The sequence below is a fragment of the Enterobacter sp. PL_is514 genome (assembly GCF_055816715.1).
The window spans coordinates 310,469-332,443 of sequence record NZ_JBVPGN010000027.1 but is presented as its reverse complement, the minus strand read 5'-3'; the positions used below and the strand labels follow the sequence as shown (position 1 = coordinate 332,443).

The 21,975-nt window shown below is 58.1% G+C and carries 27 protein-coding genes; 15 read left to right on the top strand and 12 right to left on the bottom strand.

Annotation, left to right across the window (positions count from 1 at the left end):
* Nucleotides 1–24 precede the first annotated feature (24 nt).
* The 5 genes from endA to ruvX all read left to right on the top strand — a co-directional run bounded on the left by endA (nt 25) and on the right by ruvX (nt 3,546).
* On the top strand, nt 25–732 hold the full coding sequence (gene endA, locus AC0TNG_RS05770; RefSeq protein WP_023333343.1) for a deoxyribonuclease I: 708 nt from the start codon (nt 25–27) through the stop codon (nt 730–732).
* A 51-nt stretch (nt 733–783) separates the two neighbouring features.
* Complete coding sequence (rsmE, locus tag AC0TNG_RS05765) at nt 784–1,515, top strand: 16S rRNA (uracil(1498)-N(3))-methyltransferase (RefSeq protein WP_024906558.1); 732 nt, start codon at nt 784–786, stop codon at nt 1,513–1,515.
* A 19-nt stretch (nt 1,516–1,534) separates the two neighbouring features.
* Nucleotides 1,535–2,482 (top strand): glutathione synthase, encoded by a 948-nt coding sequence (gene gshB, locus AC0TNG_RS05760; protein WP_024906557.1) that lies wholly within the window; start codon nt 1,535–1,537, stop codon nt 2,480–2,482.
* A gap of 87 nt (nt 2,483–2,569) precedes the next feature.
* Nucleotides 2,570–3,130: a YqgE/AlgH family protein gene (locus AC0TNG_RS05755; protein WP_032645077.1), complete on the top strand. Its 561-nt coding sequence runs from the start codon at nt 2,570–2,572 to the stop codon at nt 3,128–3,130.
* Nucleotides 3,130–3,546, top strand: a complete 417-nt coding sequence (gene ruvX, locus AC0TNG_RS05750; protein WP_021242076.1) for a Holliday junction resolvase RuvX — start codon at nt 3,130–3,132, stop codon at nt 3,544–3,546. The genes AC0TNG_RS05755 and ruvX overlap by 1 nt, the downstream gene beginning before the upstream one ends.
* 10 nt (nt 3,547–3,556) lie before the next feature.
* On the opposite strand, the gene AC0TNG_RS05745 is transcribed toward ruvX, so the two are convergent.
* Nucleotides 3,557–4,537: a type IV pilus twitching motility protein PilT gene (locus tag AC0TNG_RS05745; RefSeq protein WP_473713194.1), complete on the bottom strand. Its 981-nt coding sequence runs from the start codon at nt 4,535–4,537 to the stop codon at nt 3,557–3,559.
* A 17-nt stretch (nt 4,538–4,554) separates the two neighbouring features.
* On the opposite strand from AC0TNG_RS05745, the gene AC0TNG_RS05740 reads away from it, so the two are divergent.
* From AC0TNG_RS05740 to AC0TNG_RS05715, 6 genes are all read left to right on the top strand, one after another.
* A complete protein-coding gene (locus AC0TNG_RS05740; RefSeq protein WP_157189707.1) occupies nt 4,555–5,256 on the top strand; it encodes a YggS family pyridoxal phosphate-dependent enzyme in 702 nt (233 codons plus the stop codon).
* Between the two features lie 21 nt (nt 5,257–5,277).
* Nucleotides 5,278–5,844, top strand: a complete 567-nt coding sequence (locus tag AC0TNG_RS05735) for a YggT family protein (protein WP_024906554.1) — start codon at nt 5,278–5,280, stop codon at nt 5,842–5,844.
* Nucleotides 5,841–6,137 (top strand): DUF167 family protein YggU, encoded by a 297-nt coding sequence (gene yggU, locus AC0TNG_RS05730; RefSeq protein WP_248246085.1) that lies wholly within the window; start codon nt 5,841–5,843, stop codon nt 6,135–6,137. The genes AC0TNG_RS05735 and yggU overlap by 4 nt, the downstream gene beginning before the upstream one ends.
* A 3-nt stretch (nt 6,138–6,140) precedes the next feature.
* Nucleotides 6,141–6,734, top strand: coding sequence for an XTP/dITP diphosphatase (locus AC0TNG_RS05725; RefSeq protein WP_032643339.1), 594 nt, complete (start codon nt 6,141–6,143; stop codon nt 6,732–6,734).
* Entirely contained in the window at nt 6,727–7,869 is a 1,143-nt protein-coding gene (hemW, locus tag AC0TNG_RS05720; protein WP_473713195.1) for a radical SAM family heme chaperone HemW, read from the top strand. The genes AC0TNG_RS05725 and hemW overlap by 8 nt, the downstream gene beginning before the upstream one ends.
* A 63-nt stretch (nt 7,870–7,932) precedes the next feature.
* On the top strand, nt 7,933–8,295 hold the full coding sequence (locus AC0TNG_RS05715) for an endonuclease domain-containing protein (protein ID WP_073961472.1): 363 nt from the start codon (nt 7,933–7,935) through the stop codon (nt 8,293–8,295).
* 61 nt (nt 8,296–8,356) lie between these two features.
* Here the strand turns inward: AC0TNG_RS05715 and AC0TNG_RS05710 are convergent, their stop codons facing one another.
* From AC0TNG_RS05710 to trmB, 3 genes are read right to left on the bottom strand one after another with little or no spacing between them, the layout of a single operon-like run.
* A complete protein-coding gene (locus AC0TNG_RS05710; protein ID WP_024906551.1) occupies nt 8,357–9,073 on the bottom strand; it encodes a YggN family protein in 717 nt (238 codons plus the stop codon).
* Between the two features lie 56 nt (nt 9,074–9,129).
* Nucleotides 9,130–9,456, bottom strand: a complete 327-nt coding sequence (locus AC0TNG_RS05705; RefSeq protein WP_014885198.1) for a YggL family protein — start codon at nt 9,454–9,456, stop codon at nt 9,130–9,132.
* Nucleotides 9,456–10,175 (bottom strand): tRNA (guanosine(46)-N7)-methyltransferase TrmB, encoded by a 720-nt coding sequence (gene trmB, locus AC0TNG_RS05700; protein ID WP_023333355.1) that lies wholly within the window; start codon nt 10,173–10,175, stop codon nt 9,456–9,458. Before trmB ends, AC0TNG_RS05705 begins: the two co-directional genes overlap by 1 nt.
* A gap of 144 nt (nt 10,176–10,319) precedes the next feature.
* Between trmB and mutY the strand changes: the two genes are divergently transcribed.
* The 4 genes from mutY to AC0TNG_RS05680 all read left to right on the top strand — a co-directional run bounded on the left by mutY (nt 10,320) and on the right by AC0TNG_RS05680 (nt 14,279).
* Complete coding sequence (gene mutY / locus AC0TNG_RS05695; RefSeq protein ID WP_175557797.1) at nt 10,320–11,372, top strand: A/G-specific adenine glycosylase; 1,053 nt, start codon at nt 10,320–10,322, stop codon at nt 11,370–11,372.
* A gap of 26 nt (nt 11,373–11,398) precedes the next feature.
* A complete protein-coding gene (locus tag AC0TNG_RS05690) occupies nt 11,399–11,671 on the top strand; it encodes an oxidative damage protection protein (protein WP_023309138.1) in 273 nt (90 codons plus the stop codon).
* Between the two features lie 56 nt (nt 11,672–11,727).
* Nucleotides 11,728–12,804: a membrane-bound lytic murein transglycosylase MltC gene (mltC, locus tag AC0TNG_RS05685; protein ID WP_024906549.1), complete on the top strand. Its 1,077-nt coding sequence runs from the start codon at nt 11,728–11,730 to the stop codon at nt 12,802–12,804.
* A gap of 218 nt (nt 12,805–13,022) precedes the next feature.
* Nucleotides 13,023–14,279, top strand: coding sequence for a nucleoside permease (locus AC0TNG_RS05680; RefSeq protein WP_008499767.1), 1,257 nt, complete (start codon nt 13,023–13,025; stop codon nt 14,277–14,279).
* A gap of 80 nt (nt 14,280–14,359) precedes the next feature.
* Here the strand turns inward: AC0TNG_RS05680 and citG are convergent, their stop codons facing one another.
* Genes citG through AC0TNG_RS05640 form a run of 8 tightly spaced genes read right to left on the bottom strand, consistent with a single transcriptional unit; the run spans nt 14,360 to nt 21,668 of the window.
* Nucleotides 14,360–15,163 carry a triphosphoribosyl-dephospho-CoA synthase CitG gene (gene citG, locus AC0TNG_RS05675; RefSeq protein ID WP_090418622.1) on the bottom strand — a complete coding sequence of 268 codons (804 nt, stop codon included), beginning with the start codon at nt 15,161–15,163 and terminating at the stop codon, nt 14,360–14,362.
* Nucleotides 15,141–15,680, bottom strand: coding sequence for a citrate lyase holo-[acyl-carrier protein] synthase (citX, locus tag AC0TNG_RS05670; RefSeq protein WP_024906547.1), 540 nt, complete (start codon nt 15,678–15,680; stop codon nt 15,141–15,143). The genes citG and citX overlap by 23 nt, the downstream gene beginning before the upstream one ends.
* Nucleotides 15,677–17,200: a citrate lyase subunit alpha gene (citF, locus tag AC0TNG_RS05665; protein WP_473713196.1), complete on the bottom strand. Its 1,524-nt coding sequence runs from the start codon at nt 17,198–17,200 to the stop codon at nt 15,677–15,679. Before citF ends, citX begins: the two co-directional genes overlap by 4 nt.
* Before the next feature lie 10 nt (nt 17,201–17,210).
* The gene (gene citE / locus AC0TNG_RS05660; protein ID WP_029740740.1) at nt 17,211–18,086 is read right to left on the bottom strand and encodes a citrate (pro-3S)-lyase subunit beta; all 876 of its coding nucleotides are present in this window, start codon (nt 18,084–18,086) and stop codon (nt 17,211–17,213) included.
* Nucleotides 18,083–18,376, bottom strand: coding sequence for a citrate lyase acyl carrier protein (citD, locus tag AC0TNG_RS05655; RefSeq protein WP_090418625.1), 294 nt, complete (start codon nt 18,374–18,376; stop codon nt 18,083–18,085). Before citD ends, citE begins: the two co-directional genes overlap by 4 nt.
* A 16-nt stretch (nt 18,377–18,392) precedes the next feature.
* On the bottom strand, nt 18,393–19,415 hold the full coding sequence (gene citC / locus AC0TNG_RS05650) for a [citrate (pro-3S)-lyase] ligase (protein WP_090418627.1): 1,023 nt from the start codon (nt 19,413–19,415) through the stop codon (nt 18,393–18,395).
* A 10-nt stretch (nt 19,416–19,425) separates the two neighbouring features.
* Nucleotides 19,426–20,289, bottom strand: a complete 864-nt coding sequence (locus tag AC0TNG_RS05645) for a fumarylacetoacetate hydrolase family protein (protein WP_032650155.1) — start codon at nt 20,287–20,289, stop codon at nt 19,426–19,428.
* A 17-nt stretch (nt 20,290–20,306) separates the two neighbouring features.
* Nucleotides 20,307–21,668 (bottom strand): 2-hydroxycarboxylate transporter family protein, encoded by a 1,362-nt coding sequence (locus AC0TNG_RS05640; protein ID WP_032650157.1) that lies wholly within the window; start codon nt 21,666–21,668, stop codon nt 20,307–20,309.
* Nucleotides 21,669–21,975 lie beyond the last annotated feature (307 nt).

Sequence of the window (21,975 nt, the reverse complement as noted above, 5' to 3'; positions counted from 1 at the left end):
GCTCGTTTTGACACGGAGTGTAAGATGTCCCGTAATTTTTCTCTCGCGGTCGCTTTTCTGACGACGGCGCTCTCAGGCCATGCTCTGGCCGACGGTATCAACAGTTTTTCCCAGGCCAAGGCCGCAGGCGTAAAGGTCAACGCCGACGTGCCGGGCGATTTCTACTGCGGCTGTAAAATTAACTGGCAGGGTAAAAAAGGGGTCGTTGACCTTGAGTCCTGCGGCTATAAGGTGCGTAAAAACGAAAACCGCGCCAGCCGTATTGAATGGGAGCATGTCGTTCCGGCCTGGCAGTTTGGCCACCAGCGCCAGTGCTGGCAGGATGGCGGACGTAAAAACTGCGCCAAAGATCCGGTGTATCGCCAGATGGAAAGCGATATGCATAACCTGCAGCCTGCCGTGGGTGAAGTGAACGGCGACCGGGGTAACTTCATGTACAGCCAGTGGAACGGTGGCGAAGGCCAGTACGGCCAGTGCGGTATGAAGGTTGATTTTAAAGAAAAAGTCGCCGAGCCCCCTGCCCGCGCGCGCGGCAGCATTGCCCGCACCTACTTCTATATGCGCGACCGTTACGATCTCAACCTTTCCCGCCAGCAGACGCAACTGTTCAACGCCTGGGACAAGCAGTACCCGGTGACGGAGTGGGAATGCCAGCGCGACGAACGTATCGCCAGAGTCCAGGGGAATCACAACCCTTACGTCCAGCGGGCTTGCCAGGCGCAAAAGAGCTAACCTACACTACGGCAATTCGCTTATATCGCATGACACATGGAATTTCTGACTATGCGCATTCCCCGCATTTACCATCCTGAACTGATTACCGCAGGCCGCGAAATCGCCCTGTCTGATGACGCCGCCAACCACGTTGGCCGCGTGCTGCGCATGGGCGCAGGTCAGGCAATACAGCTGTTCGACGGCTCGAACCAGGTTTTCGACGCGGAAATCACGCGGTCTGATAAAAAAAGCGTACACGTTAACGTCCTGCGTGGCGAAGTGGACGACCGGGAATCACCGCTGCACATCCATCTGGGCCAGGTGATGTCGCGCGGCGAGAAAATGGAGTTCACCATTCAGAAATCCATTGAACTGGGTGTAAGCCTCATTACGCCACTTTTTTCTGAACGCTGTGGCGTTAAACTGGATGCGGAACGTCTGAACAAAAAGATCCAGCAGTGGCAGAAAATTGCCATTGCGGCTTGCGAACAGAGTGGCCGCAACCGTATTCCGGAGATCCGCCCGGCGATGGATCTGGAGGAGTGGTGTGCAGAAGAGGACAGTGGGCTGAAGCTCAATCTTCATCCGCGCGCCAGCGCCAGCATCAATACGCTGCCCCTGCCCGTTGAGCGCGTACGCCTGCTGATTGGCCCCGAAGGCGGCCTGTCGGCGGACGAAATTGCGATGACGGCACGTTACCAGTTTACTGATATTCTGTTGGGACCTCGCGTTCTGCGCACTGAGACAACGGCACTCACGGCCATTACCGCGCTACAGGTACGGTTTGGCGATCTGGGTTGAAGCATTAACGGAGAAGAACATGATCAAGCTCGGCATCGTGATGGACCCCATCGCAAACATTAACATCAAGAAAGATTCCAGCTTCGCTATGCTGCTGGAAGCGCAGCGTCGCGGCTATGAACTCCACTATATGGAGATGAACGATCTTTACCTGATCAACGGTGAAGCCCGCGCCCGCACCCGCATCGTTAACGTCGAGCAGAACTACGACAAATGGTACGAATTCGGCACCGAGCAGGACATTGCCCTGGCCGATCTCAACGTCATCCTGATGCGTAAAGATCCGCCGTTCGACACCGAATACATCTACTGCACCTATATTCTCGAACGCGCTGAAGAGAAAGGCACGCTGATCGTCAACAAGCCGCAGAGCCTGCGCGACTGCAACGAGAAGCTCTACACCGCCTGGTTCTCTGACCTGACGCCGGAAACCCTGGTGACCCGCAGCAAAGCGCAGCTGAAGGAATTCTGGCAGAAGCACGGCGATATCATCATGAAGCCGCTGGACGGCATGGGCGGCGCATCGATTTTCCGCGTGAAAGAGAGCGATCCGAACATTGGCGTGATTGCCGAAACGCTGACCGAACTGGGCACGCGTTACTGCATGGCGCAGAACTATATTCCAGCGATCAAAGACGGTGACAAACGCGTTCTGGTGGTAGATGGCGAACCGGTTCCTTACTGCCTGGCACGAATCCCGCAGGGTGGCGAAACCCGCGGTAATCTGGCCGCCGGTGGCCGCGGCGAGCCGCGTCCGCTGACCGAAAGCGACTGGGAAATTGCCCGCCGCGTTGGCCCGACGCTGAAAGCCAAAGGTCTGATCTTCGTCGGACTGGATATCATCGGCGATCGTCTTACCGAAGTGAACGTCACCAGCCCGACCTGCATTCGTGAAATTGAGGCGGAATTCCCTGTCTCAATCACCGGCATGCTGATGGACGCTATCGAAAAGCGTTTACAAAAATAACCTAACAATACTATTAGTGACAGCGCCTGAGTTTGTCCCCATACTGGGCGCTGTCGCTTTTTAAACCAGGAAACAGTACCTCTGACAATGAATTTACAGCATCACTTTCTTATTGCCATGCCTGCTCTCCAGGACCCGATTTTTCGCCGCGCCGTGGTTTATATTTGTGAATACAATGAAGACGGTGCGATGGGCATTATCATTAATAAACCGCTGGAAAATCTTCAGGTTGAAGGAATTCTGGACAAGCTGAAAATCCCGGCTGAAGCGCGACTGCCGGAAATCCGGCTTGATAAACCCGTGATGCTGGGTGGACCTCTTGCAGAAGATCGCGGTTTTATCCTGCATACGCCGCCGGTATTCTCTTCCAGCATTCGCATCTCCGACAAGACCGTTATCACCACCTCGCGTGACGTGCTCGAAACGCTGGGCACCGCAGAGCAGCCTTCTGAAGTGCTGGTGGCGCTGGGCTATTCGTCGTGGGAGAAAGGCCAGCTTGAGCAGGAGATCCTCGATAACGCCTGGCTCACCGCCCCTGCGGACATGAATATCCTGTTTAAAACCCCTATCGCCGATCGCTGGCGTGACGCGGCAAAGCTGATTGGCATTGATATCCTGACCATGCCTGGCGTAGCGGGGCACGCCTGATGAGCGGAACGCTTCTTGCCTTCGATTTTGGTACCAAAAGCATTGGCGTCGCCGTGGGGCAGCGCATCACCGGTACCGCGCGTCCGCTTACGGCCCTGAAGGCCAACGACGGTACGCCGGACTGGAACCTCATCGAGCGCCTGCTCAAGGAGTGGCAGCCCGATGACGTGATTGTTGGGCTACCGCTGAACATGGACGGTACCGAGCAGCCGCTGACCGCCCGGGCGCGTAAGTTCGCCAACAAAATCCATGGCCGCTTTGGCGTCTCCGTGAAGCTGCACGACGAGCGTCTGAGCACCGTCGAAGCGCGTGCGGGTCTGTTTGAGCACGGCGGCTTCCGGGCGCTCAACAAAGGCAGCGTGGACTCCGCTTCTGCCGTTATCATCCTCGAAAGCTATTTCGAGCAGGGCTTTTAAGCACAGGGGCCTACAGCCGCCCCTGCGCCCGTCTCTCCGCCAGGCTCTGGTCAAAGTTCTGCATTCCTGCCTGCTGACCGGTTTGAATGATGCCGGGCAGTTGCCACGTTTTCCCTTCACGAATAAGATTCGCCGCCGCGGCAGTGTTCACCAGCAGTTCATACAGCGCGACGCGCCCGCCCTGGAGATCGGGAAGCAGCTTTTGCGCCAGCACCGCCCGCAGGCTGCCGGCCAGCTGGTTACGCACCGGATCTTTCTCCTGCGCCGGGAACGTATCGACCAGCCGTTCAATCGCCTGCGATGCCCCGCGCGTATGTAGCGTCGCCAGCACCAGATGTCCGGTCTCCGCCGCCGTCAGCGCCAGGCGGATCGTTTCGCTGTCGCGTAACTCCCCAAGCAGAATCACGTCAGGATCCTGGCGTAAGGCACTGCGCAGCGCGTCGGCAAATGACGGGCTGTGCTGACCGATCTCCCGCTGCTGGATCAGGCAACGCTCGCTTTGGTAGATAAATTCCACCGGATCTTCGAGCGTGAGGATATGGCCGTCAGTGTGGTGGTTGAGAAAATTAACCATCGCCGCCAGCGTCGTGGATTTGCCGCTGCCGGTCGCCCCCGTCACCAGAACCAACCCGGACTCATTGGTTAACAGTTCCGGGATGGCCCTCGGCGCACCCAGTGAAGCGAGCTGCGGACAGGTACGCGGCAACAGCCGCAGCGTCACAGAGACACCGCGCATCTGCTTAAAGGCACTGCCGCGCAGGCGCTGGCCTCCCGCCACCGTCGCGGCAAAATCCACCTGCCCGCTGGCCCACCATATCCCCTGCTGCTCATCGTTGAGCCACGCTTTTAACAACGCCCCGACGTCAGGAGGAGGAAACGGTGCCGGCTCAAGGCGGCCCGTTCTGCGCCAGCGGGGTGGCGAATCACTGCACAGGTGTAGATCGGAGACGTTATGCTTTACACTAAGGGCCACAATTTCTTCCACATCCATAGACTACTCCTCGGAAAATGAACGACATTGCGCATAACCTGGCACAGGTCCGGGACAAAATCTCAGCCGCCGCAGCGCGTTGCGGCCGGGCTTCAGAAGAAATTACGCTGCTTGCAGTCAGCAAAACCAAGCCTGCGAGCGCCATCGCAGAAGCCATTGACGCAGGCCAGCGGGCGTTTGGTGAAAACTACGTGCAGGAAGGCGTGGATAAAATTCGCTACTTCCAGGAACAGGGGAAGACGGATCTGCAGTGGCACTTTATTGGCCCGCTGCAGTCGAACAAAAGCCGTCTGGTGGCAGAGCACTTCGACTGGTGTCACACCATCGACCGTCTGCGTATTGCGACACGTCTGAACGACCAGCGTCCGGCAGAGATACCAGCGCTTAACGTGCTGATTCAGGTCAACATCAGCGACGAAAACAGCAAGTCCGGCATTGCGCTGAGCGAGCTGGACGCGCTGGCCGCAGAGGTGGCCGAACTGCCGCGCTTAACCCTGCGCGGGCTGATGGCCATTCCGGCGCCTGAGTCAAGTTATGAAAGGCAGTTTGCCGTGGCACAGCAAATGGCTGTAGCATTTGAGGCGCTTAAAGCGCGCTATAACACGGTAGACACGCTTTCTCTGGGCATGTCGGATGATATGGAAGCCGCCATCGCGGCAGGCAGCACTATGGTGCGCATCGGCACGGCAATTTTCGGTGCGCGCGACTACTCAAAATAATAAGGAAACCTGAGGAACGCCATGAAGACGTTGACTTTCCTGCTCTCAACTGTGCTTGAGCTGTATACGATGGCGCTTTTGCTGCGCGTCTGGATGCAGTGGGCCCGCTGTGATTTTTACAATCCGTTCTCGCAGTTTGTCGTGAAAATCACGCAGCCTGTTGTCGGACCATTGCGCCGTATTATCCCGGCTATGGGCCCCATCGACAGTTCGTCTCTGCTGGTGGCGTTTATTCTGAGCGTTATCAAAGCGATCGTGCTGTTTATGGTCATTACCTTCCAGCCGATTATCTGGATTGCTGCGGTCCTTATTCTGGTCAAAACCATCGGTCTGCTTATTTTCTGGGTGCTGCTGGTGATGGCCATCATGAGCTGGGTCAGCCAGGGGCGTAGCCCGGTGGAGTATGCTTTGATTCAGCTGGCAGAGCCGCTGCTGCGTCCAATCCGTAACCTGCTTCCGTCTATGGGCGGCATCGATTTTTCCCCGATGATCCTGGTTCTGCTGCTCTATGTGGTCAACATGGGGATCGCTGAGCTGTTACAGTCCACAGGCAATATGCTGCTGCCGGGGCTGTGGATGGCGCTATGAGTGCAGTAAGCACCTGCGCTAACGGGCTGGTTTTACGGCTGTATATTCAGCCGAAAGCCAGCCGTGACGGTATTGTTGGGCTGCATGGCGACGAGTTAAAAGTCGCCATCACTGCCCCGCCGGTTGACGGCCAGGCGAACGCGCATCTGACCAAATATCTGGCAAAACAGTTTCGCGTCGCCAAAAGCCAGGTCATCATTGAAAAAGGTGAACTTGGGCGACATAAACAGGTAAAAATCCTTAATCCGCAATCTATCCCGACGGAAGTCGCGGCTCTGACAGAACAGGACTAAACCATGCAGAAAGTTGTTCTCGCGACCGGCAACGCCGGTAAAGTGCGCGAGCTGGCCTCGCTATTAAATGATTTTGGGCTGGACGTGGTCGCCCAGACCGATCTTGGCGTGGAGTCCGCCGAAGAGACGGGGCTGACGTTTATCGAAAACGCGATCCTGAAAGCGCGCCACGCCGCGCAGATTACGGGCCTGCCCGCGATTGCCGACGACTCCGGCCTGGCCGTGGATTTTCTCGGCGGCGCGCCGGGGATTTACTCCGCGCGCTACTCCGGCGTTGACGCCACCGACCAGCAGAATCTCGAAAAGCTGCTTGTCGCCCTGAAAGACGTACCGGACGAGCAGCGCACCGCGCAGTTCCACTGCGTACTGGTCTATCTGCGTCACGCGGAAGACCCTACGCCTATCGTCTGCCACGGCAGCTGGCCGGGCGTGATTACCCGTGAAGCGGCTGGCAACGGCGGCTTTGGCTACGACCCGATTTTCTTTGTCCCGACCGAGGGCAAAACCGCTGCGGAACTGACCCGCGAAGAGAAAAGCGCGATTTCCCACCGTGGACGCGCGCTGAAACTGTTACTGGAAGCACTGCGTAATGGCTAATTTGCCGCCTCTGAGTCTTTATATTCACATCCCGTGGTGCGTGCAGAAATGCCCGTACTGCGATTTTAACTCGCACGCGCTGAAGGGCGAAGTGCCGCACGATGACTACGTTGCACATCTGCTGGCCGACCTGGACGCCGATGTACCTTACGCACAGGGACGTGAAGTTAAGACCATTTTCATTGGTGGCGGTACGCCGAGCCTGCTGTCCGGTCCGGCTATGCAGACCCTGCTGGACGGCGTGCGTGCGCGCCTGAACCTGGCGGCGGATGCTGAAATTACGATGGAAGCCAACCCCGGCACCGTTGAAGCCGACCGTTTTGTCGACTATCAGCGCGCGGGCGTGAACCGCATCTCCATCGGCGTGCAGAGCTTTAGCGAACCGAAGCTAAAACGTCTGGGGCGTATTCACGGCCCGGAAGAGGCGAAGCGCGCGGCAAACCTGGCGACCGGGCTTAATCTTCGCAGCTTCAACCTCGATTTGATGCACGGCCTGCCGGATCAGTCGCTGGACGAGGCGCTGGACGACCTGCGCCAGGCCATTGCGCTGAACCCGCCGCATCTGTCGTGGTACCAGCTCACCATCGAGCCAAACACGCTGTTCGGTTCCCGCCCGCCGGTGCTGCCGGACGACGACGCGCTGTGGGATATCTTCGAGCAGGGTCACCAGTTGTTAACCGCTGCGGGCTATCAGCAGTATGAAACGTCCGCGTACGCGAAGCCGGGCTATCAGTGTCAGCACAACCTGAACTATTGGCGCTTTGGCGACTATCTCGGGATTGGCTGCGGCGCGCACGGCAAGGTGACCTTCCCGGACGGGCGCATTCTGCGTACCGCCAAAACGCGCCACCCGCGCGGGTATATGGAAGGCCGCTACCTGGAGCGTCAGCACGATGTAGAGGCGGCAGATAAACCGTTTGAGTTCTTTATGAACCGCTTCCGCCTGCTGGAAGCCGCGCCGCGCGCGGAGTTTGCGCTGTACACCGGGCTGCCGGAATCGGTGATTCGCCCGCAGATCGACGAGGCGCTGGCCCAGGGGTATCTCACCGAGTGTGATGAATACTGGCAGATCACCGAGCACGGCAAACTGTTCTTAAACTCCCTTCTTGAGCTGTTCCTCGCCGAAGAATCCTGAAGGCTGATTCAGGATTTTGCATCCCGTTCTGCCGGCTGAGGGAAAGGCTGGCAGAGTGCGGGGATGGAAATTACTCGTTCATATGCAAAACAGCTCAGACGCGAGCTGACAACGGAAGAAAGGCGACTTTGGTATCTACTGCGCAGCCGCCGTTTCGAAAATTATAAATTTCGCCGACAGCATCCGGCAGGAAATTACATACTCGATTTCGCCTGCTGCGAAGCACGTCTGGCAGTTGAGCTGGATGGCGGACAGCATGATGAAAATCAGGAATACGATCGTCAAAGGACGTTGTGGTTAAACCAAAAGGGCTGGCACGTTATTCGATTCTGGAACAACGAACTCTGGAATAATGAAGAGGCTGTGTTGGAAAAGATCCTTGAGACACTGCAAATGCTGCAACCCTCACCCCGGCCCTCTCCCTGAAAGGGAGAGGGAGCAAACCATCCCCTCGCCCCTTTGGGGAGAGGGTTAGGGTGAGGGGAACTTACTTCAGCGTCCCCACCAGCGCCTTCCTACTATCTTCCAGCGACACCACGCGTTTACACACGTCTTTGCCGAACTGCTGGAAATCATCTTCCTGGTTCTTCCACTCGTTCTGAATAGAGGTTTGCAGGCCGCCCAGACTGCCCAGCACGCCCTGCAGCGGGTTACCGCCGCCTTTCAGCACCGCTTTGGCGCCCATCTCGTTGATGCTGTCCTGCAGGATGCCGCCCATCGCCTGGTTCACCAGCTGCTGCCCGTCGGCACGGACCTGATCAATCGCCTTGTAGTGGAAAGTCAGGCCGTCGGAACGCGTCTCGATAATCCGGTTCATCTGTTCTTTAAGCTGCTTATCAAGCTTCGTCAGGCGGGTGCGCATATTGCTGCTCTCCCCCACCTCTTTAGTGATGATCTTATCCAGCGCCACGCGGCTCTTTTCGACGCGCGTCAGGGCACCTTCATTAATCCACGGCAGCGCGGTACGCAAATCGGCCTGATAGTCTTTCGCCTGCTCACGCTGTGCGGCAGTCAGGTTGTACTGCTTGCCGTTAAAGGTGACGTTCCCCTGCGGCGTAATCACCAGATTGCCGTTCTCGCCTTTGACCTGCACGGTTTGCGGGCTTAACACCACGTCATCACGCGGGGTGACGCTACACTGATAATCCGCATGGGCGGTGAATCCAGTTGCCATCAAAGCAACAGCCAGCAACGTTTTGCGCATCTTAAACACTCCCTCAGACAAAATGGGCCAGCTAATGCTGGCCCCTGACTTCTTTATTAGTCCCACCAAACGTCGAAAAGTTCGCTGACGCGGACATCTTCCAGCTTGTGGTCCTCAAGCCATTTACGCACCAGCGCCTGATGTTCTTCGGTGCATTTACCCACTTCCTGGGTGCAGATCAGACCTTCCCATGCCAGGTAGCCGCTACCGTCGAAGGCCAGCTTGTTTGGCTCAATCACGTCGTTGATGAACGCATCCACGTCCTGATCGATCTGTTCTACACTGGTGCCTTCCGGGAAACGCCACGCAACGGAGAAGCCCACTTCCTGGAATTCTTCGATGTGCATCTTTTTACGCAGACGACGGCTACGATTCTTTGCCATTATTTCACCCTCTCGAACATTAAGTCCCATACACCGTGACCAAGACGATGGCCACGCTGTTCAAATTTCGTTACCGGACGCGATTCCGGACGCGGTACATAGTCGTTGCTCGCAGACTGGTTTTTGTAACCGTCCAGCGACGACATCACTTCCAGCATATGTTCCGCATACGGTTCCCAGTCGGTCGCCATATGGAAGACACCGCCCAGCTTCAGCTTGCTTTTCACCAGCTCGGCAAACGGTGCCTGAACGATACGGCGTTTATTATGACGTGCTTTGTGCCACGGGTCAGGGAAAAAGAGCTGAACCATGGTTAAAGAATTGTCAGGAATCATTTTGTGCAGCACTTCCACCGCGTCGTGACACATCACGCGCAGGTTCTCAACGCCCTCTTCATGGGCCGTTGCCAGGCATGCACCCACGCCCGGGGAGTGGACTTCAATACCGAGGAAGTTCTGCTCCGGGCGGGCTTTCGCCATGGTCACCAGCGAGGTGCCCATACCAAAACCGATCTCCAGCGTGACGGGTGCTTCGCGGCCGAACAGTTCAGTAAAGTCCAGAGGCTGCTCGCTGAACTCAACGCCCATCACCGGCCAGTAGTTGTCCAGCGCGTGTTGCTGACCTTTTGTCAGGCGGCCCTGACGACGGACAAAGCTGCGAATACGGCGCAGCGGGCGACCGTTTTCATCAAATTCCGGTGAAATGACGTCGTTTTTCATAAAAGAGTTGTCTGCTTGTGAGAATGTTCGGGAAACGGGCATTATCCAAAGTTAAGGCTTCTATGCAAGCATGGGAAAGATCCGGTTTACAGCAGATTGACGCTGTGCTGCAATCTGCGTCCCTGATTATGCGAATCGATGACCATGCAAGCCTCTCAATTTTCAGCCCAGGTGCTGGACTGGTACGACAAATACGGGCGTAAAACCCTGCCCTGGCAAATTGAAAAAACGCCTTACAAAGTATGGCTCTCCGAGGTGATGTTGCAACAAACGCAGGTCGCCACGGTGATCCCTTACTTCGAGCGTTTTATGGCGCGCTTCCCGACGGTGACCGATCTGGCCAACGCCCCGCTGGACGAGGTCCTGCACCTGTGGACCGGTCTTGGCTATTACGCCCGCGCGCGTAACCTTCACAAGGCCGCACAGCAGGTCGCGACGCGCCACAACGGGAAATTCCCGGAAACCTTCGACGAGGTGGCCGATCTCCCCGGCGTCGGACGCTCAACCGCAGGTGCGATTCTTTCCCTGTCGTTAGGCAAGCATTTCCCGATCCTCGACGGCAACGTAAAGCGCGTGCTGGCACGCTGCTATGCCGTCGACGGCTGGCCGGGGAAGAAGGACGTTGAAAAACGTCTTTGGGAAATTAGTGAAGCGGTCACCCCGGCCAACGGCGTCGAGCGTTTCAACCAGGCGATGATGGATCTCGGCGCCATGGTCTGCACGCGCTCAAAACCAAAATGCGAACTCTGCCCGGTGAATACTCTCTGCGTGGCGTATGCCAACCATTCCTGGGCGCAGTATCCGGGTAAGAAACCCAAACAGACGCTGCCGGAGCGCACAGGCTATATGCTGCTGATGCAGCACGGCGACGAGGTCTTCCTGGCCCAGCGTCCGCCGAGCGGCCTGTGGGGTGGTCTATACTGCTTCCCACAGTTTGAAGATGAAGACTTGCTGCGTGAATGGCTTAAAAAGCGCGGGATTGCTGCCGATAACCTGACGCAGTTGACCGCGTTTCGCCATACCTTCAGCCATTTCCACCTGGATATTGTACCCATGTGGCTTCCCGTGTCGTCATTTGCCTCGTGCATGGATGAAGGCACCGCTCTCTGGTATAACTTAGCGCAACCGCCATCAGTCGGACTGGCGGCTCCCGTGGAGCGCCTGTTACAGCAATTACGTGCCGGTGCAATGGTTTAGCATCGACAAGAAAAAGAGGAATGTGTATGGCCAGAACGATTTTTTGTACTTTCCTGCAGCGTGACGCTGAGGGCCAGGATTTCCAGCTTTATCCGGGCGACCTGGGTAAACGCATCTACAATGAAATCTCCAAAGAAGCCTGGGGACAGTGGCAGAAAAAGCAGACCATGCTGATCAACGAGAAGAAACTCAGCATGATGAACCCGGAACACCGCAAGCTGCTGGAGCAGGAGATGGTAAGCTTCCTGTTCGAAGGTAAAGACGTGCACATCGAAGGCTATACGCCACCGGAAAAATAACAGCGTGCGGGGGAAACCCCGCCGTTAAAGCAAACACAACACGCACTCCCGGAATGATGAAAAAACTTTTAGCGCTAGCCCTTGTTGCGCCGTTGCTTGTCTCGTGTTCGTCAAAAAAAGGCGAAGATTACAACGAAGCCTGGATCAAGGACACCAACGGTTTTGACATTTTGATGGGGCAGTTTGCCCACAACATCGAGAACATATGGGGATTTAACGAAGTTCTTATTGCCGGACCCAAGGACTACGTTAAGTACACCGACGCCTATTTGACCCGTAGCCACATCAACTTTGATGAGGGTACGATCACGATTGAGACCATTGCAGGCACTGACCCTGCAGCGCGCTTACGTCAGGCCATTATCAAAACCCTGCTGATGGGTGACGATCCGGGATCTATCGATCTCTACTCCGATGCCGACGATATTACGATCTCGAAAGAGCCGTTCCTGTACGGTCAGGTTGTCGATCAGACCGGCCAGCCGATCCGCTGGGAAGGTCGCGCCACGAAATTTGCCGACTACCTACTGCAGACGCGCCTGAAAAGCCGCTCTAACGGTCTGAAGATCATCTACAGCGTCACCATAAACCTCGTCCCGAACCACCTCGACAAGCGTGCGCATAAGTACATTGGGATGGTGCGTCAGGCCTCACGTAAGTACGGCGTGGATGAGTCGCTGATCCTGGCGATTATGCAGACCGAATCCTCGTTTAACCCGTATGCGGTAAGCCGTTCCGACGCCCTGGGGCTGATGCAGGTGGTGCAGCACAGCGCCGGGAAAGACGTCTTCCGCGCGCAGGGGAAATCCGGCACGCCGAGCCGCAGCTATCTGTTCGACCCGCAGAGCAACATTGATACCGGTACCGCCTATCTGGCGATGCTGAACAATGTGTATCTGGGCGGAATTGATAACCCAACGTCGCGCCGCTATGCGGTGATCACCGCCTATAACGGCGGCGCGGGCAGCGTGCTGCGCGTCTTCTCGAATGACAAAGTGCAGGCCGCGAACATCATCAACAGCATGGCGCCGGGGGATGTTTACTCCACCCTCACCACCCGCCACCCTTCTGCGGAATCCCGCCGGTACCTGTATAAGGTGAATACGGCGCAGAAAAACTATCGTCGTCGGTGATCGGCACACCTTCTCCTGCAAGGAGAAGGTGTTCTCCTTCCCCCCACCCATACGAAAATGTTATTTGCATCACAATCCAAACTGCAAATTAATGTGGATTGCATTTTTTTGCGGGAGGTAACAAAACATATCGTTGCCAACTGATAGAATTGCATCAAATAACAACCCTGAATGTTCCTATAACAACATATCTCCCGCTCACTTGTGAGGAAAGTAACATGAACCTTAAGCTGCAGCTTAAAATATTGTCGTTTCTGCAGTTCTGCCTGTGGGGTAGCTGGCTGACTACACTCGGCTCCTATATGTTTGTGACGCTCAAGTTCGATGGTGCGTCAATCGGTGCCGTATACAGCTCGCTCGGTATTGCGGCGGTCTTCATGCCAACGCTGCTGGGGATCGTGGCGGATAAATGGCTAAGCGCCAAATGGCTGTACATGCTTTGCCATCTGGTGGGCGCGGGGACGCTGTTTATGGCAGCCCAGGTGACCACGCCGGGGGCAATGTTCATGGTGATCCTGCTTAACTCGCTGGCCTATATGCCAACGCTTGGGCTGATCAACACCATCTCCTACTACCGCCTGAAATCCGCGGATATGGATATCGTGACCGATTTCCCGCCAATCCGTATCTGGGGCACCATCGGCTTTATCATGGCGATGTGGGGCGTGAGCTTCGCGGGCTTCGAACTGAGCCATATGCAGCTCTATATCGGTGCAGCGCTCTCCGTGCTGCTGGCGATCTTCACCCTGACGCTGCCAACCATCCCGGTGTCTAACCAGCAGAAAAACCAGAGCTGGAGCACCATGCTCGGCCTGGACGCCTTCGCGCTGTTTAAAAACAAACGCATGGCGATCTTCTTCATCTTCTCCATGCTGCTGGGCGCGGAGCTGCAGATCACCAACATGTTCGGCAACACCTTCCTGCACAGCTTCGATAACAATCCGCTGTTCTCCGGCAGCTTTATCGTTGAACATGCGTCGGTGATGATGTCCATCTCTCAGATCTCTGAGACGCTGTTTATCCTGACCATCCCGTTCTTCCTGAGCCGCTATGGCATCAAGAACGTCATGCTGATCAGTATCGCGGCATGGATGTTGCGCTTCGGTCTGTTCGCCTACGGCGACCCAAGCCCGTTCGGCACCGTGCTGCTGGTGCTGTCGATGATCGTTTACGGCTGCGCCTTCGACTTCTTCAACATCTCCGGTTCGGTGTTTGTGGAAAAAGAGGTGAAGCCTGAAATCCGCGCCAGCGCGCAGGGTATGTTCCTGATGATGACCAACGGCTTCGGCTGTATTCTTGGCGGCGTGGTGAGCGGTAAAGTGGTGGAGATGTACACCACCAACGGTATCACCAACTGGCAGCCTGTATGGCTGATCTTCGCGGCGTACTCGCTGGTGCTGTTCTTCGCGTTCATCGCGCTGTTCAAGTACAAGCACGTACGTGAACCACACGGTGCGCAGCCGATCGCGCATTGATTGTTGTGCCCGGTGGCGCTAGCGCTTACCGGGCCTACAAAACCAGACCATAGGCCGGGTAAGGCGAAGCCGCCACCCGGCTATTTTATTGCAGACAGCACCCATCCCACCGACAGCAAATCCGCACTGCCGCCCGGACTCAGATTGCGTTCAATCAATGCGTTATCCATCCTAAGCAACGCCTCGCGGTCCCAGCCGTTAGCCAGCAGTTCCCGCGCGTAGCCCTGAACGTAGCGCAGCCCTTCCATGCCGCCGCGAGATACCAGATTACTGTCCTGATTGACGGCCATCAGGCGTAACAGCAGGCCGTGAAGTGAATGTCCGTTCCACTGCGCCAGCGCCTTACGCACCGTCGCAAAGCCGCTCTCCGCCTCACCGCGCGCACCGGTTAAGCCGTACTGCTGGAACTGTCGCTCGCCAGCCGTCGTCTGTCCGCTGCGTGCGGCCAGCTCCCGCGACACCAGCCCGCGGCAGATGTTACTCACCTCACAGCAGAGGCTCTCTGCGGAGATATTTTTCACACGACCGGCGGCGAAGCACAGTAAACCCAGGGCAAAAACCCCGCCTTTGTGGGTGTTCACCCCGTTCGTCGCGGCATACATCGCCTGCTCGCAGGCCAGCCCCATCGGGCGGAGAACGCGTAGCTGTTCGCCAGCGGGTTTATCCGCATGCGCGCTGCCCAGCTCGGCAAAGCGCGAAAACCACGGCGTAATCGCCGCGATGCTGCGGACAAACAGCGCGTGGTCCATATCGCGATGGGAACCGTTGTTGAGCGTGTCCACCAGTCCCGGCTTGGGCGTCAGCTCCAGCTCCTGCCACAGCGCCGCCTCGGCAAGCGCGGGCACGTCAGCCGGGCGCGGTTTAGTCGCGAGCAAACCAGTCATCGATCGTCTTCTCCACGCGGGAAACCACCTGCTCAACGGGGTGATTGCGCGAACGGGAACAGGCATGAGCGGGCGCGTCGCAGATCAGGCAGCGCCTGAGATTCGCCCCCAGCGACTGACGCCCGACGTGGCCATGCTGAGGGCAGATCACGTCCAGATCCCACAGCCTGCCGAGCGGGTGCGTCTGCTCCAGATCCGTACAGTGCGCTTTGATTTCCACCGCCGGATGGGCCACGCACCAGAGGGCTTCTGGCCCGGTCGGGAGCCACAGCACCTGACGGTCCAGCACCTGCCAGCGGTTCTCCCACAGCAGCTGGTCGCACATCTGCAGCGCCACGCCCATGGTATTGCGATAGCGCAGGCTGTCCTTGATTTCCCCGGGCGTGACCAGCGTGAGGGAAATCACCGGTTGTTGATAGTGCTCGAGCATGTCAGCCTGGCGCGCTGCGCGGCGCTCTTTCGCCGCCAGCAGTTCGTCAAGGCTGACACCCGCCCGCACGGGTGTCGCTAAAGTCATACTTCCTCCTTCACCTGTCGCACGGTGTCGATCACGCTGCCGTCGCGGTAGCGGATCACCCCGACGATTTTGTCGGTAAATTCAATCGGTTTCGGGACGCCGGTCAGGGAGATCGCCCGCTCATACAGCGCGTTGATATCCACAACCTTCAGCCCGGCCTCCAGCAGCCGCTCGCGGATTTCCGGGCGCGCCGGGTTGACCGCGATGCCGTGATCGGTAACCAGCACGTCGATGCTTTCGCCCGGCGTGAGGCGCGTGGTAACCCGCTTCACCACCGTCGGAATGCGGCTGCGCAGCAGAGGGGCAACGACGATGGTCAGGTTCGCCGCGGCGGCCACGTCGCAGTGCCCGCCGGACGCGCCGCGCATCACTCCGTCGGAGCCGGTGATGACGTTGACGTTGAACTCGACGTCGATTTCCAGCGCGCTGAGGATCACCACGTCGAGCTGGTCGCAGCTTGCCGCCTTGCTGCCTGGGTTAGCGTAAACGTTGGTGGAGATCTCCACGTGGTTCGGGTTACGCGCCAGCGAGGCCGCCGCCTGGCCGTCAAAGCACTGGGTATCGAGCAGCTTTTCGATGAGCCCCTTCTCGTGCAGATCCACCAGGCTGCCGGTGATGCCGCCGAGTGCAAAGCGCGCCTTCACGCCGCTGCGCTCCATCTTCTCTTCCATAAAGCGCGTGCAGGCCGTGGCCGCCGCGCCGGAGCCGGTCTGCATCGAGAAGCCCGGTTTGAAGTAGCCGGAGTGTTCAATGACGTCCGCCGCATAGCGGGCGATCATCAGCTCGCGCGGGTTGCTGGTGACACGGGCCGCGCCGACGCTGATTTTCGCCGGGTCGCCCACGCTTTCAACCTGCACGATGTAGTCCACCTGGTCCTGCACCAGGCTGGCGGGCATATTGGGGAACGGCACCAGCTCTTCAGTCAGCAGCACCACCTTGCGGGCAAAGTGCGCGTCCACCATCGCGTAGCCGAGCGAACCGCAGCACGATTTTCCGTGCGTCCCGTTGGCGTTGCCAAACTCATCGCTGCACGGCACGCCGAGAAACGCCACGTCGATATTCAGCTCGCCGTCCTGGAGCAGCTTCACGCGCCCGCCGTGGGAGTGAATTTGCACCGGTTTGTCCATCAGCCCGTGGGAAATGGCATCCGCCAGCCTGCCGCGCATCCCAGAGGTGTAAATCCGGGTGATGACGCCGCTTTCGATATGCTCGATCAGCGCGTCGTTGCAGGTCATCAGCGAGCTGGAGGCCAGCGTCAGGTTTTTAAAACCCATCCGCGCCAGCAGCGCCACGACGGTGTTGATCACCCGGTCGCCTTCGCGAAACGCATGGTGGAAGGAGATGGTCATCCCGTCCTGCAGGCCGCAGCGCTTAACCGCCTCTTCAACAGAGGCGCAGAGCTTACGGCTGTGCTTCGCGTCGCTGTCCGCCAGCCACGGCGTGGCGCTGTGGGCGGTATCGAAGGGTTTTAAGTCCCGCAGATGGGGGAAATTCACGTGAAGAAGTTCTGTCTGATTCATTGTCTTATCCTTACCGACGCACGCCGGAGGCTGCCGCGCGCTCCAGCACCACCTGCGCGTGGTTAATAATCGGTGCATCCACCATTTTGCCGTTGAGCGACACCACGCCCAGGCCGTTACGCTCTCCCTCTTCCGCCGCCTCAATCACCCTTCTGGCGTGATCCACCTCTTCCTGCGTCGGGGCGTAGGCGTTGTGCAGCAGATCAATCTGGCGCGGGTTGATCAGCGATTTGCCGTTGAAGCCCATCTTGCGGATCAGATCGACCTCACGCAGGAACCCGGCCTCGTCGTTAACGTCTGACCACACCACGTCGAAGGCGTCGATACCCGCCGCGCGGGCGGCGTGCAGCACGGCGCAGCGGGCGTAGAACAGCTCGGTGCCGTCGCCGCGCTCGGTCTGCATGTCCATCACGTAGTCAAAGGCGGCCAGCGCGATGCCGATGAGGCGCGGAGAGCTGCGGGCAATCGCCACGGCGTTGATGACGCCAATGGCCGACTCAATCGCCGCCATCACGCGGGTGGAGCCGACCTCGCGGCCGCACTCGCGCTCGATACGCTCAAGGTGGCCCTCCAGCTCGTAGATGTCGTCCGGCGTGTCGGTTTTCGGCAGGCGGATCACGTCCACGCCGGCCCGCACGGCGGCCTCCAGATCCAACAGGCCAAACGGCGTGCTGAGCGGGTTAATGCGCACCACGGTTTCGATATCCTGATACATCGGGTGCTGCAGCGCGTGAAACACCAGCATGCGCGCGGTATCCTTCTCGCGCAGGGCAACGGCGTCCTCAAGGTCAAACATGATGGAGTCGGGACGGTAGATAAAGGCGGTGGAGAGCATGGCGGCGTTGGCGCCCGGCAGGAACAGCATACTGCGGCGGAGTTTGCTCATTTCAGCGCCCCCCAGTTGATGGTCTGTTCGTCGGCGGCACGCATCAGCGCGCTTTGCAGGCGGGCGCGGATCACACAGTCCAGCGCCCCTTTGTCTTCAATAATGATTAATCCCTGGTGCACGTTCATGGCGCGCAACGTGTCGTTGACCACCTGGCGAATCTGCTCGCCAAACTGCTTAATCACTTCGCTGTGGATGACGATCTCCAGCTCGCCGTGAGCGGGAGCGATTTTCACCATCAGGTCGCTGGACTCCTGCGTTCCGGCCAGCGCCTCCCTTACAATTTTCATGATAAATTCCTGGTAGTTAAGCGACTTCCGCACTCGCACGGTAATGCGTTTCGAGATGCGCGAAGGTGGAGTCCGGGACAATCTCCCGGATCCGGGAAAACTGCTGTGTCTTCAGTAATCGGCGCACTTCGGACGCCGATATGGCGTTGCCGGTGGCCTTGATGCGCGGCATCTCCACCACCTCGATATGCGAGGCCAGCAGGTCGTGCAGCGTCTGGTTGTACTGGCGGGTGATATCGCAGAACGGCTCCGAGCCGATGAAGCGGTGCGTGATGCCGAGCGCCGGGGCGATAAAGTCCCGGAAGATCAGCACGTCGATCTCGCTCCACGCCTGCTGCACTTTGCCGGTCTCCTTCAGGAAGTAGGCCGGAAACGTGGCACGAGATATGATGTACTGTGAGCCTTCATGCACCACGACGCTGGGCAGATGCGCCACGCCCGCGCGCACCATCTCGAGGCGCGCGCTGAACGGGAAGAACGACGCGTCTTCGCGCACCACGAACAGGTGCAGGGCGTCGCACTGCGCCGCCGCCTGCTCCACCAGATGGCGGTGGCCGAGGGTGAACGGATTGGCGTTCATCACGATGGCGCCAATCTTCTCCCCGCACCTGCGGTTCGCGCGCAGAGAGCGGCAGTAGCGCTCGATCCCCTGCGGGGTGTTCTCCATCAGCACGGCGTTGTTCCCGCTCTGGGCAATCGGCCAGAAGCCGCTGCGGGCAAAGCGCTCCCGGTTGCACGGACGGGTGCAGAGGAAGAGGTGAAAATGGCCGCGCTCCAGCGCCGCATGTTCCACCTCTGCCAGCAGCCGCGCGCTGAGGTTCTCGCCGCGAAGCTGCTCGTTGACCGCCACGCACTTGATGACGTTGGCGGCAAGCCCTGCGCAACCCACCAGCTGCGGGCCTGACCAGGCTTCGACAAACAGCGTGATGTCGTTGTCCAGGCCAAGGCCGCTGTCTGCCAGCAGGTAACGGATCTGGCTTAAGCGTTCCGGATGCTTCGCCACGAGGGTGTGGCGAAAATCGATGGGTTGACTGTTCATGCCGCCTTACTCAGTGTGCCGCCGCAAGCCCGACGGCTGGCGCTTCCACGATCACGTTGCTCAGATGACCGATATGCTCGATCTCCACCTCAATGCGGTCGCCCTCTTTCATAAACAGCGGCGGGTTACGCTTTTTACCCACGCCGCCCGGGGATCCGGTGATGATCACATCGCCCGGGCTTAAGCGGGTAAAGGTGCTGATGTACTCAATCAGCTCCGCAACCTTGTGGATCATGCTGCTGGTGTTGTCTTCCTGCACCATGCGGCCGTTCAGCCAGGTGCGGATTGCAAGCCTGTGCGGATCCGGGATCTCATCGGCCGTTGCCATCCACGGGCCGAACGCGCCGGTCTGACGCCAGTTTTTACCGGCTGTAAACCAGGTGTGCTGCCAGTCGCGGGCGGAGCCGTCCATGTAGCAGCTGTAGCCCGCCACGTGGCGCAGGGCGTCATCACGGCTGATGTTCTCCCCGCCTTTACCGATGATCACCGCCAGCTCGCCTTCGTAGTCGAATTCGCTGGAGTGGCGCGGCTTCAGCACCGGCTCGTTGTGGCCGGTCTGTGAATCAGGGAAGCGGACAAACAGCGTTGGGGCCGGGTTGTGCTGGTCAAACTCTTTGCGCTTGTCGGCGTAGTTCATGCCCACGCAGAGGATTTTTTCCGGCTGCTCAATCACCGGTAAGAAGGTGATGGCGCTCATCGGCACGTCCACGGCATCGTTCAGGTAGCGGGTGGCCTGCGCCAGCCCGTTGCCCTGCAGCAGCGCCTTGAGGTCGCTGTAGCGGTCGCCCAGACGGCGGCCTAAATCAATCACGCCGTCGGCCTGGACGATGCCGTAGCTGCGTTTTCCCTGGTATAAAAAGCTTGCGAGTTTCATTGTTCTTTCCTGAAAACTTAAACGAGGAAGTTGCCCAGAATCAGCAGTGAGACAGAGACGTTAATCGCCCCGCCGATACGGGTAGCAATCTGGGCGAACGGCATCAGGCTCATGCGGTTGCCTGCGGTCAGGATCGCCACGTCGCCGGTACCGCCCTGGCCGCTCTGGCAGCAGGAGACGATGGCGACATCAATCGGGTGCATACCAATCTTTTTGCCGACGAAGAAGCCGGTGGCGACCAGTGCAGAAACGGTGCTGACAATCACCAGCAGGTTGCTGACGGTGAACGCCGCCACCAGTTCATGCCATGGGGTGATGGCCACGCCAACGGCGAAGAGGATCGGGTAGGTCACAGAAGTCTGGAAGAATTTGTACACCACCTGAGAACCTTCCAGCAGGCGTGGAGAGGCGCCGTTGCAGAGCTTCACCAGCACCGCCATAAACAGCATGCCGACCGGAGCAGGCAGACCAATCAGCTTGTGGCCGAGCATGCCCAGCATATAGAGCAGCACCGCCAGCAGCGCGCCGGAGGCGATAGTGGTCACATCCGCTTTGCCGGAGAACGCAGGCTGAGAGACGGTGGTATCGGCATTGGCGCGGTTAGGCATCAGCTGGCCTTCACCGGTCAGGTGCGGGAAGCGTTTACCGAGCTGGTTCAGGCAGCCGGAGATGATGATCGCTGTCAGACCGCCGAGCATCACCATCGGCAACACGCGGCCGAGCGCCACGCCCTGGTCCATGTGCAGTAAGGTGGCATAGCCGATGGAAAGCGGGATCGCCCCTTCCCCGACGCCGCCCGCCATAATAGGCAGAATGATAAAGAAGAAGATCTGGAACGGCTCAAGACCCAGCGCCAGGCCGACGCCCATCCCCACCAGCATGCCGACGATTTCGCCGCACAGCATCGGGAAGAAGATGCGCAGGAAGCCCTGAATCAGCACCGTGCGGTTCATGCTCATGATGCTGCCGACAATAATGCAGCAGATATAGAGATAGAGAATGTTGGTGGATTTGTAGAACTTGGTGGTGGACTCGACCACCACGTCCGGCAGCAGGCCGTAATAGACCAGCGCGGAAGGAATAAAGGTGGCGCAAATCGCCGCCGCGCCGAGCTTGCCGACAATCGGCAGGCGTTTGCCAAACTCGCCGCAGGCAAAGCCGAAGAAGGCCAGCGTTGCCACCATCACCACGATATCGCTCGGCAGTTTTCCGCCCAGGCAATCAATCGCGATCAGCGCGCCCGCCAGAACGAACAGCGGCAGAGGAATAATCCCAATTTTCCAGGTATCCATAATATGCCACCAACGCTCTTTGAGCGAAGGTCGCTGAATTTCAATCGGGTCGTGGGTAACAGAGAAAGAATCGTCAGTTGTGCTCATAATAAGCCCCTTGGTTATTTTGTGCGTTCAGCTTAGAGTCACAAAGGCTTACTTTATGTGAGGAATGGCATATTAAAAGCGAAGTTTTAATGGCAGCTATGGTTTTAATGGTTTCTTTTATTTAATGTGATTTACACCTTATTTATTAGCGTGGTTTTTATGGTTTCTTTTCCGAATCGAACAAACAAATAACATTTGTTCATGCAGCCAGAGGCACGGCAGACTTTAGGATAACGCTTTTACAGCGCCCGCTGTGCAAGGGATCACAAGTTTTCGGCAAAGCGGGCGTCCGCGTGAAAAAAGATGA

Excerpts from the sequence above, each read along its gene's own strand:
- AC0TNG_RS05680 (WP_008499767.1), top strand. The coding sequence starts at position 13,023 with ATGAACCTTAAGCTGCAGCTTAAAATATTGTCGTTTCTGCAGTTCTGC.
- citX (WP_024906547.1), bottom strand. The coding sequence starts at position 15,680 with ATGACTTTAGCGACACCCGTGCGGGCGGGTGTCAGCCTTGACGAACTG.
- rsmE (WP_024906558.1), top strand. The coding sequence starts at position 784 with ATGCGCATTCCCCGCATTTACCATCCTGAACTGATTACCGCAGGCCGC.
- AC0TNG_RS05725 (WP_032643339.1), top strand. The coding sequence starts at position 6,141 with ATGCAGAAAGTTGTTCTCGCGACCGGCAACGCCGGTAAAGTGCGCGAG.
- AC0TNG_RS05740 (WP_157189707.1), top strand. The coding sequence starts at position 4,555 with ATGAACGACATTGCGCATAACCTGGCACAGGTCCGGGACAAAATCTCA.
- AC0TNG_RS05640 (WP_032650157.1), bottom strand. The coding sequence starts at position 21,668 with ATGAGCACAACTGACGATTCTTTCTCTGTTACCCACGACCCGATTGAA.
- AC0TNG_RS05735 (WP_024906554.1), top strand. The coding sequence starts at position 5,278 with ATGAAGACGTTGACTTTCCTGCTCTCAACTGTGCTTGAGCTGTATACG.
- yggU (WP_248246085.1), top strand. The coding sequence starts at position 5,841 with ATGAGTGCAGTAAGCACCTGCGCTAACGGGCTGGTTTTACGGCTGTAT.
- AC0TNG_RS05745 (WP_473713194.1), bottom strand. The coding sequence starts at position 4,537 with ATGGATGTGGAAGAAATTGTGGCCCTTAGTGTAAAGCATAACGTCTCC.
- AC0TNG_RS05755 (WP_032645077.1), top strand. The coding sequence starts at position 2,570 with ATGAATTTACAGCATCACTTTCTTATTGCCATGCCTGCTCTCCAGGAC.
- gshB (WP_024906557.1), top strand. The coding sequence starts at position 1,535 with ATGATCAAGCTCGGCATCGTGATGGACCCCATCGCAAACATTAACATC.
- hemW (WP_473713195.1), top strand. The coding sequence starts at position 6,727 with ATGGCTAATTTGCCGCCTCTGAGTCTTTATATTCACATCCCGTGGTGC.
- AC0TNG_RS05645 (WP_032650155.1), bottom strand. The coding sequence starts at position 20,289 with ATGAAACTCGCAAGCTTTTTATACCAGGGAAAACGCAGCTACGGCATC.
- citG (WP_090418622.1), bottom strand. The coding sequence starts at position 15,163 with ATGACTGGTTTGCTCGCGACTAAACCGCGCCCGGCTGACGTGCCCGCG.
- ruvX (WP_021242076.1), top strand. The coding sequence starts at position 3,130 with ATGAGCGGAACGCTTCTTGCCTTCGATTTTGGTACCAAAAGCATTGGC.
- AC0TNG_RS05705 (WP_014885198.1), bottom strand. The coding sequence starts at position 9,456 with ATGGCAAAGAATCGTAGCCGTCGTCTGCGTAAAAAGATGCACATCGAA.
- mltC (WP_024906549.1), top strand. The coding sequence starts at position 11,728 with ATGAAAAAACTTTTAGCGCTAGCCCTTGTTGCGCCGTTGCTTGTCTCG.
- endA (WP_023333343.1), top strand. The coding sequence starts at position 25 with ATGTCCCGTAATTTTTCTCTCGCGGTCGCTTTTCTGACGACGGCGCTC.
- AC0TNG_RS05710 (WP_024906551.1), bottom strand. The coding sequence starts at position 9,073 with ATGCGCAAAACGTTGCTGGCTGTTGCTTTGATGGCAACTGGATTCACC.
- citD (WP_090418625.1), bottom strand. The coding sequence starts at position 18,376 with ATGAAAATTGTAAGGGAGGCGCTGGCCGGAACGCAGGAGTCCAGCGAC.
- mutY (WP_175557797.1), top strand. The coding sequence starts at position 10,320 with ATGCAAGCCTCTCAATTTTCAGCCCAGGTGCTGGACTGGTACGACAAA.
- AC0TNG_RS05690 (WP_023309138.1), top strand. The coding sequence starts at position 11,399 with ATGGCCAGAACGATTTTTTGTACTTTCCTGCAGCGTGACGCTGAGGGC.
- trmB (WP_023333355.1), bottom strand. The coding sequence starts at position 10,175 with ATGAAAAACGACGTCATTTCACCGGAATTTGATGAAAACGGTCGCCCG.
- citF (WP_473713196.1), bottom strand. The coding sequence starts at position 17,200 with ATGAATCAGACAGAACTTCTTCACGTGAATTTCCCCCATCTGCGGGAC.
- citE (WP_029740740.1), bottom strand. The coding sequence starts at position 18,086 with ATGAGCAAACTCCGCCGCAGTATGCTGTTCCTGCCGGGCGCCAACGCC.
- citC (WP_090418627.1), bottom strand. The coding sequence starts at position 19,415 with ATGAACAGTCAACCCATCGATTTTCGCCACACCCTCGTGGCGAAGCAT.
- AC0TNG_RS05715 (WP_073961472.1), top strand. The coding sequence starts at position 7,933 with ATGGAAATTACTCGTTCATATGCAAAACAGCTCAGACGCGAGCTGACA.